At 37.3% G+C, this 13,700-nt stretch carries 9 protein-coding genes; 1 reads left to right on the forward strand and 8 read right to left on the reverse strand.

What is annotated here, in order from left to right; genetic code table 11:
* Positions 1 to 131 precede the first annotated feature (131 nt).
* The 7 genes from VB798_RS22195 to VB798_RS22225 form a co-directional block, all read right to left on the reverse strand.
* Positions 132 to 2,414 (reverse strand): glycoside hydrolase family 20 protein, encoded by a 2,283-nt coding sequence (locus VB798_RS22195; protein ID WP_323689438.1) that lies wholly within the window; start codon positions 2,412 to 2,414, stop codon positions 132 to 134.
* Positions 2,415 to 2,569: 155 nt separating this feature from the next.
* A complete protein-coding gene (locus VB798_RS22200) occupies positions 2,570 to 3,643 on the reverse strand; it encodes a dipeptidase (RefSeq protein WP_323689439.1) in 1,074 nt (357 codons plus the stop codon).
* 67 nt (positions 3,644 to 3,710) lie between these two features.
* Entirely contained in the window at positions 3,711 to 4,829 is a 1,119-nt protein-coding gene (locus VB798_RS22205; RefSeq protein ID WP_323689440.1) for a D-TA family PLP-dependent enzyme, read from the reverse strand.
* A 111-nt stretch (positions 4,830 to 4,940) separates the two neighbouring features.
* Positions 4,941 to 5,426: a RidA family protein gene (locus VB798_RS22210; RefSeq protein WP_323689441.1), complete on the reverse strand. Its 486-nt coding sequence runs from the start codon at positions 5,424 to 5,426 to the stop codon at positions 4,941 to 4,943.
* 263 nt (positions 5,427 to 5,689) lie between these two features.
* Positions 5,690 to 7,051 (reverse strand): alpha-L-fucosidase, encoded by a 1,362-nt coding sequence (locus VB798_RS22215; protein WP_323689442.1) that lies wholly within the window; start codon positions 7,049 to 7,051, stop codon positions 5,690 to 5,692.
* A 130-nt stretch (positions 7,052 to 7,181) separates the two neighbouring features.
* The gene (locus VB798_RS22220; RefSeq protein WP_323689443.1) at positions 7,182 to 8,726 is read right to left on the reverse strand and encodes a SusD/RagB family nutrient-binding outer membrane lipoprotein; all 1,545 of its coding nucleotides are present in this window, start codon (positions 8,724 to 8,726) and stop codon (positions 7,182 to 7,184) included.
* A 12-nt stretch (positions 8,727 to 8,738) separates the two neighbouring features.
* A complete protein-coding gene (locus VB798_RS22225) occupies positions 8,739 to 11,939 on the reverse strand; it encodes a SusC/RagA family TonB-linked outer membrane protein (RefSeq protein WP_323689444.1) in 3,201 nt (1,066 codons plus the stop codon).
* Positions 11,940 to 12,193: 254 nt separating this feature from the next.
* Between VB798_RS22225 and VB798_RS22230 the strand changes: the two genes are divergently transcribed.
* A complete protein-coding gene (locus VB798_RS22230) occupies positions 12,194 to 12,952 on the forward strand; it encodes a DeoR/GlpR family DNA-binding transcription regulator (protein WP_323329148.1) in 759 nt (252 codons plus the stop codon).
* A gap of 127 nt (positions 12,953 to 13,079) precedes the next feature.
* Here VB798_RS22230 and VB798_RS22235 read toward each other — a convergent pair whose 3' ends face one another.
* A complete protein-coding gene (locus VB798_RS22235; protein WP_323689445.1) occupies positions 13,080 to 13,496 on the reverse strand; it encodes a DUF983 domain-containing protein in 417 nt (138 codons plus the stop codon).
* Between the last annotated feature and the right edge of the window lie 204 nt (positions 13,497 to 13,700).

Raw genomic sequence — 13,700 nt, forward strand, 5'->3', positions numbered from 1 at the left:
ACTCCCAATAGTAATCATTTAAACAGACTAAGATTTTTCGCAATTACGCCTAGTGAAAACTTTGCCGCTACACTTATACTTTTTAATTATTCGCTATAAAAAGCTCAAAACTCATCTCTCAAAGCTGACCGCTATTCCACATAAATCTCATCAACCAACAACCAAGCTTTCGCTCCTGCACCATATTCACCTGCTGGAATGATGCCTTTATTTTCTGCCTGTATTTTAATAAAACGGGCTTTCACTGGCGTAATTTTTGCCCTAATTTTATTGATGCCATTCGCAGGAAAATTACTGATACGATACACTTCTTTGTAAGAAATGCCATCTTCCGAAACAGAAAAAATCAACACATTAGGTTCCCACATTCTTTGCCAATGGTATTTTAACAAGTTTAAACCTAAGGTTGAAATGCTTTGAACACTTTCTAAATCAATCGTTGCATCTAAATTTTCGCCACTAAAACCAATCCATTGTGTATTGTTGTAGCGGGCGTTTCCTGTCAAGCCGTTGGTCAAAGCAAAAGGCGTATCTGGATTATAATTTGCTTTGGGTTGATGCTTCAAAATGACGTTTTTAGCAATGGCTTTGTGGTATTGAAAAGCTTGTTCAAATACTTTTCCAAAAGCTTTTTTACCGACAAATAGTTGGGCTTTTACAATAGCACTTTTGTCGATAATTAGTTGATTTTGAAATACTTTATCACTCGACGTCGGAGTTTTACCATCTAAAGTATAATGAATTTTGGCATTGGGTAAAGTGGTCGAAAAATGAACGATACTTTTCCCTGATTTTTCCATGGAGAAAAGATATGTAATTTCCTCAAATCTGTCGAAAAAGTTTACTTTTTTCTGTTTTAAAATATTGCGATGCTGACGTAAGCGACTGAGAAAATCATCATAATTTTTATGCGTTTTGGGCGACCAAGCGATTTCCGACAAAGCCAAGGCTCTTGGAAAAACCATATATTCTACTTGTGCTGGCTGAGGCGTGTATTCTGTCCAAATATTTGCTTGTACGCCTTTGATGTACTGTTCATCTTCGTGATTTAATTCCGTCGAAAAAGGCTCATAACTATACACTTTTGAAAGCGGTGTAAAGCTTGCCGCCGCCGTTGGTTCGTCGGGGTGAAGCGATTGGTAATAATCTAAATACAAATGACTTTCAGGAGTCATAATTACGTTATGTTTTTGCTTGGCGGCAGCAATGCCACCCGCTTCACCTCGCCAACTCATGACCGTTGCTTTCGGACTTAAACCACCTTCTAAGATTTCGTCCCAGCCAATTAATTCACGATTTTTACTGTTCAAGTATTTCTCCATTTTCTGGATAAAATAGCTTTGTAATTCGTGCTCGTCAGTTAAATGCTCATCTTTCATGCGTTTTTGGCATTTTGGACAAACTTTCCAACGAGTTTTCGGACATTCGTCTCCGCCAATATGAATGTATTTTGAAGGAAAAAGTGGAATTACTTCGTCCAGAACATCCTGTAAAAAAGTAAAAGTACTGTCGTTTCCTGCACAAAAAACATCCTCAAAAACACCCCAAAAAGTAGCTGCTTTGTATGAACCACCGATACAACCCAAATGCGGATAAGCCGACAAAGCCGCCTGAGCATGCCCAGGCATTTCTATTTCTGGGATGATGGTTACGTACTTTTCTGAGGCATATTTTACTAAAGCTTTTACTTCTTCTTGACTGTAAAATCCGCCATACTTTTTGCCATCAAAACGGTGTGGAGAATCTTTTTTATGTCCAATAATGGTTTCGTAACGAAATGCTGCAACGCTTTGTAAACGAGGATATTTTTTGATTTCAATCCGCCAACCTTGGTCGTCAGTAAGATGCCAATGAAAAGTATTGATTTTATAAAAAGCGAGTAAATCAATGTATTTTTTCAGAAAAGAAAGCGGAAAGAAATTTCTGCCAACATCCAAATGCAAGCCACGATAAGTAAATCTTGGATAATCTTCGATGCGACAGCCAGATAAATTAAAGCCTTTATTTTGAGCTTGATATGCTATTTGTATCAAACTTTGTATGCCATAAAAAACGCCAGCTTCGTCGTGACCAGTCAATTGAATGGAATTTTTGGAAATGATTAATTGATAGCCTTCTTTTTGAGTGACTTTATCGGCATCAATGCTTAATTGTATAAAATTGGATGTTGTATTCTTGGTAATCGGGAAAGAAAAAGGCGTTAAAGTGTGCAAGGCTTCTTGTAAAAATTGAACATTTCCACTTAAAGAAGCCGACGTTTGAAGTATCGAAGTAGATGAATTTAACGTAAATTTTTCTTGCGTAAGCTGTACAGAAACAGGTTTTGGAATAATGGCAATACTTTGGGCAAACGTGTAATTTGATGTAAAAAAGTACATCAAGAAGATGATGAAAAATGATTTTGTCTTTGGCATTGGAAGAAAATGATAAAATAAAATATGTAGGGGCAATCCCTTGCGGTTGCCCACGTGTACAATTTTTACAATGGGCAACCGCAAAGGATTGCCCCTACGGATTTAGATAATTATTTGTAAATCATAATTCAGCACTCACAATTCACAACTCCTAATTATTTCGCCCAATTCTTTCTCAAAAATCTCAGCCAGTTGCCGTGCATAATGTTTTCGATGTCGATTTGGGTATAACCTCTTTTTTCGAGAATAGACGGAATTGTTTGTAAATCGGCAATAGTATCTAAATCATAAGGACCTTGTTCCGTACCAAAAGCTCCATCTAAATCCGAACCAATACCCACGTGCAAGGCATTGCCAGCCAATTGACAAATATGGTCGAGGTGGTCAACCATCACAGCCAAATTACAATTCATTTCTTTGGGTGTTGATTTGCCTCTTTCCCAATTTGGTACCATCATCCAAGCATCTAACGCTCCGCCAATAACAGCATCACGGCTAATCAATTCCTTAATTTGCTCGTCGCTAAATTGGCGATTATGGTTTACCAAACTTCTACACAAATTATGGCTCGCCCAAACTGCACCATTGAAATGATCCATGGCTTCCCAGAAACTATCATCACAAAGGTGCGTCGCATCTAAAATGATGTTCAGCCTTTCCATTTCTTTCAATAAATCTTGTCCAGCTTTTCCCATAAAACCAGTCGCATCCGTTCCTTGAGCGTAACGCCCCGGACCATAATGAGCTGGGCCAATGGCACGCAAACCATACTCATAAGCTTTCTCGACATGATTAATCGTCACGAGCGAATCTGCTCCTTCTAAGCTTAGAATATAGCCAATTGGCTTATTTTCGTTAGGAGTACCATCGTTCCAAAGCAGTAAATGTTTTTCTAAAGATTCAAGATTCTTGATTTGAACCATTTCGCCACATTCTTCCATACTTTTATACCATGCTACTTGTCCTTGTGTTTGCGCCCAAGCCTGTTCGGGAGAAGCCCAACCCGGCAAAGTGCTGTCTGGTTTTACAAAGCGAGCAATTTGTGTAGCAACAACCAAACCAATGTTTCCTGCTCTTAATGCAGGAAAAGTAACCGTTCCTTTGGCACGGTCTGGCTTGTCGGTCATGCCTTTTTCTCTTTCACGAATTTCAGAGACCGATAATCTTAAATCACGATTCCATTCCATCGCATTCATGCTCAGGTCAAGATGTGCGTCTATTGTAAACATATTTTGTAAAACGGGTTTCTAACCCGTCAGAAAAGATAAATTTACGGGTTGAAAACCCGTTTTACGATTACATGGAAATGGTTTTATCTCTTGCAATTGTTTTCCATTGTTCGCCTGTCAATACTTCATTTTCTACAACATTTGCCCTTTCGTACAAAGCACAAGTTGGGCAAATATGAATGGGTAAACCATAAAAAACATCACCAATCTGATAAGTATGATTTTCTGGAACACCCAATACTAAATGCTCTTCGTTTTGTCCGATAAAAGTGGCATCTGGAGCATTCAAGAAAAATACTCTTTTGTCTAAAGGGTTTTCTGCAGCCACAGATTTGTGTCCTAAATCCAAACAGATTTTATCTTTTTCGGGCAAAGAAATTACTCTGCTAATTACCAAAGCTGCAGCTTCAAAATCTTGCTCTGGATAAGCATCTTGATAACCTTTATCCCAATAAACAAAAGTACCGGGGCTACATTCTACCTTTGCTCTTTGAGCATGAATCGGAAAAGTAGGCGTTCCACCAGCTACAAAATTGAGGTTTTGAATGCCTTCTTGGTTTAGCTTTTCTACTAAATTTTCTACGGCTTGGAAAGCCGTGTTACAATTTTGTGTACGAATGGTAAGGTCAAAATCTCGGATATGTCCATCGTAAATATGTAAACCTTCAAGCTTTAAGGCAGGCAATTTTTGCAAAGCAATTGCCAAATCAAAAGCTTTTTCGGGTACAATTCCCGTGCGGTTCATGCCCACATTTAAGTCGACATAAAGCGATAAAGTAAGCTGATTTTCCAACGCAATTTTTGACATTGCCTCACCAACCGCCAAAGAATCAACCAAACAAGCAAAATGTGTTTTTGGAAATTTTTTGATGATTTCAATCAAACGCAAGAGCTTCGCTCCCACTGGCTGATACGCTAAGAGTACGTTTTCTGCTTCACAAGTCGCCAATAATTCAGTTTCGGCAATCGTCGCACATTTGAATTTCTGGATTCCTACTTCTTGCAAAAGCTTGGTTACTTCTTTGGTTTTATGCGTTTTGATGTGTGGTCGCAAACGATTTACATCATCAATCGAAGCCAAAAGTTTTTGAATATTACGCTTTACGATACTCGGAAAAACCACCAAAGCAGGCGTATCAAGCGTTTCAATATTTTTTATGTTGTACTCAATCGTTTTGTTACTCATGGCTTAAGTAGGAGTGATGAATTATGAATTATGAATTGTGAATTAAAATATTGAAATTCAATGTGTTAATTCAAATAAAACATCGTTTGTTTTACCAAAACCACTTATCAATTAGTCTTCGTGGAGTTCAAACAACGCTTCAATTTCCACTGGAATATTGTCTGGAAGTGTTCCCATTCCTACCGCACTTCTTACGCCGATGCCGTTTTCTGTTCCCCATACTTGGGCAAAAAGTTCGCTACAACCGTTGATGACATAAGGATGGCGTTCAAACTCTGATACGCAGTTGACCATACCCAAAATTTTAATCACACGCTTTACTCTGTCTAAACTTCCTAAATGTGTTTTGATGGTCGAAAGCATGGTTAAACCTACTTGTTGAGCCGCCAATTTCCCTTCTTCGATGTCTAAATCTTTACCAATTCTACCAATAATCAAGCTTTTATCGTCTCTTACAGGGCCGTGACCAGATAAGTATAAGTATTTGCCATCAATCAAATAGGGTTTATAAACACCCAAAGGAAGTGGTGCTGGAGGTAAAGAGAGTCCAAGACTTTCGAAAGAAATTTCAGGTGAAAGTAATTCAATAGTGTTCATAATTGTTCTTATTTTTTGTTTCAAATTGTTTTTGATGATGAAGGAAACGATACGTTTTCTTCTGTTTTGCAAGGTTTAAAAATTAATAAAAAGAGCTACCCTTTTTAGTGATGAGTTTTGAGTGAAGAGTTGAGAGTTTTGAGTGCTGAATTTTGAGTTATGAATTGTTTTTTATGCAATTTATTGTAAATCAAGTATTCATATTCTGATTTGACAATCAATTTCTAATTCATAATTCACAACTCATAATTCAACATTCCTTCCTACTTCGCTCCATCAATATTACTTTGGCTCGCTTTGGGCGTGTTGAGTTTTCTGAATTTTGCATTTTCGATTTTCAAAACTACCGCATTTTTCCATTGATTATTCGTATAAAATCTTTGTCCATTTACGGCACTTACAACCAAACCAATATTGGTTGGAGCAGTATAAATTTTGGCATCAAAATCTTTTTTATACTCTACCAATTCGCTTTTATAACCTAAAATACTCACTTTAGTATTGGCATTCCCTTCGATGTGCGTCAATACAAAATTTTTGCGTGTTCCGTACTTCCAATCTTCGTAGCCACTTCTTTGAACGATGGCATAAATATACTTTTCATCGTTCGACTGCGTAAACCAAATATTGTCTTCACGTACCACAGAAAGCGGTTTTACTTCATGAATGGCTTCTGCATTGGCAAAATTCCAAAGGGCAATTTCTTGTAAAAGTGATTGTTGTTCAATCTGTAATTCTCCATCTTGTTTTGGTCCAACGTTCAATAAAAAGTTCCCACCTTTTGCTCTGATTTCAACCAACATATTGATGATTTCTGTACCAGATTTATGGGGGTCATTAGTGGGTTTATATTGCCAATCTGTTCCCATCGTGTAGCAAGCTTCCCACGGACGAGCCATTGGTTCGTCGGGCGTGTTTTGCTCTGGAGTAGTCATGATGTCACGAGTAATCACCAATTCTGGGTTTAAACTCCAAGCGTATTCACGCAAGCCATCACCCGGCCCGTCGATGAAAAGAATGTCAATTTTTCCGTAGTTCGTCAGTAATTCTTTCAACTGTTTTTTATCATAATCCATCAAACCTTTATTGTTTGCAGGAAAATGCTCAGGCAATTGTAAACGACCGATTTGGATATTGTTTTTATGAAAATAATTGAAGTCTTCTGGCGAAAAGTAAATCCCAATAGCAATACCTTCTTTTCTGAAAGCGTCGATAATTTCTTTGGTAATGTCTTTTCCGTAAGGAGTATTCATTACATTAAAAGGCGTAGTTTGCGTATTGAACATACAAAAACCTGAATGATGTTTTGTGGTAAAAACAACATATTTCATGCCTGCTAATTTGGCATTTTTTGCCCATTCGGTAGGATTGAATTTCTTTGGGTCGAAATATTTAGGTAATTCTTGAATGTACTTTTCAACATACTCGTTGGATGCACCAGCCAAGGAATGACTGATAACCGCCCCAAGCGATACGTCCACATTCCAGTGAATAAACATCCCGAAAGCTAAATCTTGAAACCAATTTACTCGTTCGGGTTTATTATTTACTTGTACTTTTTGTGCTTGAGTTTGTATCGTAAAACAAGTACAAATCAAGAGTATTACGAACTTTTTTGAAAACATGAGATTGTGTTAAACGATTGTTAATGAGCAATCTATGAAGTTACAAATTTTGTTGGAGAAAATAAACCTCACCCGTGACCTGCGGATGAGGTTCGCTTTTATAATTTAAAATTGGATAATAGCATTTTGATTACTTATCCCACCAAACACGGGTCAATAAATCATCAACACCTTGTCTTTGAACAGCTTCGTTGTACGAAGTTCTGTTAAGTGTTTGTTCAGAAACAGGATACAAGAATCTACGGAATATTTTACCCCCTGTAGCGTTGCCCGGATACACATTTGGCGTTAAAGCTGGATAACCTGTACGACGGTAATTATTATAAACTTCCTGAGCATCAGGGAAAAGTCCAACCCAAACTTCATTGTAAATTTGTTCTGTCTGAGTCGCTACTGTACCAGTCGTTTTTAGGGCATGAGCCGCCACATAGCTGTCGATACGTGCTTGAGCAATTGTACCTGTTGTTCCGCTAATCAAATCCCATTGTTTCATCGATGCACGAATTCCTGTTTCATATAAATTAGTAGCAGTTTCTGCACTGTACCAACCTCTTAAAGCTGCTTCTGCCAATAAGAAATTAGATTCCGCAGCTGTAAATAACAACAAAGGAGCATCTACTTTCAATACCGTTGTTTGCTTTGGTTCTGAATAAGTAATAAAATCAGAAGGTTTTGTACCATTGATGGTTGCAGGCATTCCTTTCTGAATACTTTCATCTGAACTTGCCGAACCGTTTACATATACTACAGAAAGAGCACTTAAACGAGGGTCGCTATTGGCTTTCAATGAATTGATAAATACTTGTTGATATTTTCCACCTTCAGTATTGTTTGTACCGTCGGCACGAAGATAATTATCATTCAACAACTGCCATGCAATAGGGTTTTTGTTGATGTTTTGTCCACCAGAAGTATAAGTCATTTTAGCAATATCAGCATACTCTCTGATTACTCCGCCAGCGATTGCCTTAGTTACCCAGCTTTGTGCCGCTGCCGCATCAACTTTTGTTAAACGCATACCCAAGCGAAGCATTAATGAATAAGCAAACTTTTTCCATTGCGTAACATTTCCTTGATAAATCAAATCTGAATTACCGAAAGTTGTCGTATTAGCAGTTGTCAAAGCTGTTGCAGATGCTTCTAATTCTTTCAACATATCTGCATAAATCGCACTTTGAGAATCGTATTTAGGCTGAAAAATAGAAAGATTATAGCCTTGTCCTGCATCAGTATAGGGAATATCGCCATATAAATCAGTCAAGCGACTGAAACAATATACTCGCCAAATACGAGCTGTTGCGTATAAATTTACTTTTGTTGGATCGTCTTTTACCGCTTTAATTACCTCTCCAATTTCATTAATCTGATTTGGATAAGAATTGGTAAAAACACCACCTGTGGCATTTACTTGTGAAGCTGTATATTTAGAGCCGAAACCTTCTACATCGTTGTAGCTGGTAGTATATTGCATCAAACCAAACAAAAGGCTACCCTTGTTACCACTGTTGGCTGCGCCATCGTACAAAGCTTTACTGAAGATGTAAGCAGTAGTCGGAACAGAAACGGCATTTGGATTGGTATTGATTTCAGCGAAATCTTTATCGCAAGCCGTAAATAGCGTCATGCTACACGCTGCCAATAAAGGAAATGTATATTTTGAAAATAACTGTTTCATTGTCTTGCTTTTTTAGAATTTCAGATTCAAGTTCAAACCATAAGAACGAGTACGTGGCAAACCGATTGACTCAATCCCCTGTGCAGCACCGTTCGTTAAGCCTTGCTCAGGGTCAAAATTGTCGGTCTTTTTGTATAAAATCAGAAGGTTACGACCCACTAATGAGACACTTGCCGATTGTACGCCTAAAGATTTCAAGAAACCTGCTGGCAAACGGTAAGAAATAATCACCTGACGCAGTTTTACGAAACTTGCATCATGCACAAACAATTCTGTGTAGCGGTTTAGGTTGTTGTAGTAAGCACTACGCAAATTCGCTACTGGTACAGTATAAGAATAGGCATCGCCATTGGCTGTTACACCTTTTAGAGCTAAACCATTTTCACGACCCGGCAAAGTTGATTTCATTAAACCCAAACGAGTAGCATATACTTCCATTACTGAGAAAATACTACCGCCAAATTTACCATCAACCAACATATCTAAAGAGAAGTTTTTGTATTTGAAAGTATTATTCAAACCCATAGTATATGGTGAAACGCCATTGCCTAAATATTGGTTGTTGTCAGTTTGTAAAGGAAGGTTTGAATTGGTATCATAAATGATATTTCCAGCGGCATCTCTTTTCATACGGTATCCATAAATACCTCCGAATGGCATACCTACTTGGTTGTTAATGAAGGCATTACCATTTGCAGAGTTACCAATTGAAAAAGTATTAATGCCATCAGCTAATTTTAATACTTCACTTTTGTTATAGGCAAAGTTGAAGCTAGTATTCCATGAGAAATCAGCAGATTTGATTGGTGTACCTTCTAGCAATAATTCTATCCCTTTGTTACTTAATTCACCAGAGTTTAGAATCGCACTTGTATAACCTGATGCACCAGAAATCGGTACGCTTACGATGTCATTTGATGATTTCTTGTCATATACAGCAGCATCAAAGCTTAAACGTCCTCCGAATAATCTTGTGCTTAAACCAAGCTCAAGCGTTGTAGAAGTAAATGGTTTTAAACCAGCGTTGGTAATTGAAGCTGAACTTACGTTTTGTAATGGTACACCACTTGCACTCGGCACATTGCTGTATGCTAAGTTGATAGCGTAAGGGTCAGGACCACCGCCACCTACTTGTGCCCATGAACCACGTAGCTTTAAATTATCAATAACTCGTGGCATGTTTATCACATCCGAAAGCATTAAACTTGTACCAATACTTGGATAGAATACATTATTATTTTTAGGACTTAATGTTGAAAACCAGTCCTGACGACCCGTTAAAGTTAAAAACCAAATGCCTTTGTAATCTAAATCCGCTGAACCAAAAACTGAGTTCGTTTTGATATTGCTAGTTACTGGCGTCGCCGTAGAAGTAGCCAAGTTTGAATAACTATAGAAGTAAGGAATGGTGTATCCTTGTCCATAGAAATCAAATTGGTTGTTTTTAAACTGGCGAGTATTTGCTCCTCCTAAAACTGATAAGCCTATTGTTTCTGCAAATTTGGTATTATAAGCAGCGGTAATCATACTGTTGGTTTCTGATACATCTGATTTAATGCCATCGTACTGACCTTGAGGAATATACTGCCCACCTGTTGGCATAATACTGGTGAAATTATAATTGTAAAAATCACGAGTAGTAGTTGCTTTTAAAGTCAAGTTTTTTAATAAATCATAAGAAACAGATGCTTGCCCGATAAAGCGATCTTTTGTATCTGTTTGTTTGAATTTATTGACGAAAAAATAACCATTCGTTACAATACCTGCATCATTCCAGAAAATCTCATTACCATTTGCATCATGTCCCGGGTTTAACCATCTAACATCCACCGTATTAGCTACTTCATAAGCCATCCAGTTTGGATTACCCAAAGCATCACCTGCGATTGGGCGATTATTTCCTTGTTCAAGATTATATTGTACTACTGCTTCTGCTCTAAGGCGCTCGCTAAGTTTGGCTGAAATATTCAAACTAGCCGTTTTACGGTTATAAGTATTAGAAGGCAATACACTTTTTGCACTTAAGTCTGCTAAAGAAAGACGATACAGAATGGCATCATTTCCGCCAGATAAGGCAACAGAGTTCGTAAAAGTAGTTCCTGTCTGATAGAAATTTTTCAAATTATCTTTCTGAGCAAGATATGGGTGATTTTTGCCATCGGCAGCCATATAATTGGTAGAGCCGTCTATTTTTGCTCCAAACGAACGACGACCCGTAGCCTGAGCTTGAGCCAAAGTTGTAGGCATTACACCGCCATCACCTTGTCCGTATTCATATTGAAAATCTGGAAAAACAGATACATTTTCCATCGTAAAAGTACTGTTGTATTCAAGACCGATACCTTTTTGAGCTTTCCCTTTTTTCGTTGTAATCAATATTACTCCATTTGCCCCACGTGAACCGTATAATGCTGCGGCAGCACCACCTTTCAATACTGTCATTGATTCAATATCATCAGGGTTGATAGCTGAAATACCATCTCCACGGTCAGTACCAGCCTTCGTTCCTAAACCATTTGGCAATGAACTTCCGCCCGGAACACTGTTATCAATCGGCATTCCGTTGATTACGTATAAAGGTTGACTGTTACCCGTCAAAGAACCATTGCCACGAATTACCACACGGCTTGAACCACCCGGACCGGTTGATAAACCTGTAGCATTTACCCCTGCAATTTTACCTGTTAAACCATTCGCAACGTTGTTTTCACGAGCTTGTGTAAAGTCTGAACCATTAATTTCTGATACAGAATATGCCAATGCTCTTTTGTCTTTTTTTACACCCAAAGCCGTTACCACAACTTCGTTAAGTTGTTGCACGTTTTCTTTTAAAGAAACAGTAATTGAACTTTGATCTGCCGCTACAGCTACTTCAAATTTTTCAAAACCGACACTTGTAATAACCAATGTAATGTTTTTAGTAGCAAAATTTTCTGGCAAATTCAATTTGAAATTCCCTTCGGCATCAGTAGTTGTACCAACTCGTGGATTTTCTTTGATAAAAACCGCAGCACCAATCACTGGGCTTGCATCTTTTGCAGCAATAACTTTCCCTCCAATCTCTTTCACAATACTCAATCTTGCTGATTTCGGCAGATGAGTAGCGGTATTTTTATTCACATTAGCATGCGAATTGCCACTTATTGCTAAACTTCCGATGAGAGAAAGCCATAATAAGCGTTGAGAGCCTTTTAATAGTCTAATTTTTTTCATGCTTAAAAGTTTTTTATGGTAAATTGGATTGTTGCAATAACTGCAAATAAATATTGCATTTATTGCACAAACATATAAACTTTTCGTAGAAAAAAAGGCTTTTGTTAAAAAAATATTATTAATAAGTAATTAAATTGAGTATTTTATCTCAATAATTGCAAAGTTTGCAATATAATTTGCGGTAAAAACCACGGATAACTTGCAGTTTTTTTATATCTTTGTTCTACTCAATTTGAAAAAAAGTAATTATTATAATGTCGATTAGCTTATTAAAGAAAGAACGTAAAGATTTGATTTTGAAGGAAATCAATGTTCATACAAGAATATCTTTAGGGGAATTAGTAGAATCATTGAATGTATCGGAAGATACCATTCGAAGAGATATTAATGAATTAGCCGAAGAAGGTGAAATTATCAAGATTAGAGGCGGTGCGATGTCGAAAGCTTATCACCATTCTTCAAATCTTAAGGAAACCTATGCGCATTCTCATAAAGTAGAAATCGGACAAAAAGCATTTTCTTTATTGAAAGAAGGAATGTTGGTGTTGATTGGTGGTGGTACAACCATCCGTGAATTTGTGAAACTGATTCCAGAAGATTTTTCGGCTACTTTTATGACGGTCAACCCATTGACTGCCGTTGAGTTATTAGACAAACCCAATATTGAAATTATTCTGATTGGCGGACAAGTATCAAGATATAGCCAAATGTCAATCGGAGGAGAAGTACATCACCGACTTTCAGAAATGAAAGCTGATTTGTGTATTTTGGGAACAAATGCTTTGGATGCTCAGGGAGGAGTAACGGATTCTGACTGGGAAACTGTTCAGGTGAAAAAAGCGATGATGAAAGCTTCGGATAAAGTAGCAGTATTGGCAATTTCTGAAAAATTGAATTCTGTCATGAAAATGAAAGTAGCCGACTTGCAAGAAATCGACTACCTCATTACTGAACTGCCCTCCAATTCACCAGAATTATCTGCTTATCAAAATAGTAAATTGCAGGTTATATAATTGTGATTGAGTGAATTGTGAATTAGTGAATTAGTGAATTAGTGAATGGGAAGCAACTTTACAGAAATAGAGTTCCCCATTAATTGTTTTCAATCTTACTTGTTAAAACAATTCACAACTCACTCAATCACTCATTCACAATTACTTCAGGTTTGTATTTTACAAAACCGAAGAGATGTAAAAAGATAGATCTTGATATTCTGAAATTAAAAGGAACAGAAATCAAAGAAATTACTGTGATTGGAATGATGTAACCCATAATTGGTGGGTCATTGAAAAACCAATATAAAACCACTCCTAAAACTGCTAAGATTAAAATCGAAAAAGCGTAGCTCACAAACATTGCTCCATACCAAAATCCTGGTTCTACTTCGTAACGCAAATTACAAACAGGGCAATTACTGTGCATTTGGTCAAACTTATCTACTCGAAAAAATGGATATTTAAACATTTTTCCTTCTCTACATTGTGGACATCTCCCCTCTGCAATGGCTTGAAAACGAGAAGGATGACCGTCTAATTTTAAGGTCTGATACTGGCTCATATCTTTATTGTTTTATTGAAAGTAAATGACATTTATCATTTAATAATCATACAACAAAGCTAGAGAAGGACTATCCAAAACAATGGTATTTAACAAGCCGTCTATGGTACTTTTTACTTATTTCTCTTTAGTTGTGAGTTAGTGAATTGTGAATGAGTGATATTTTTATCGTTTATAATTACTCACAATTCACTAACTCACAAC

This window comes from Arcicella lustrica, assembly GCF_034930985.1.
GTDB classification, from domain to species: Bacteria; Bacteroidota; Bacteroidia; order Cytophagales; family Spirosomataceae; genus Arcicella; species Arcicella lustrica.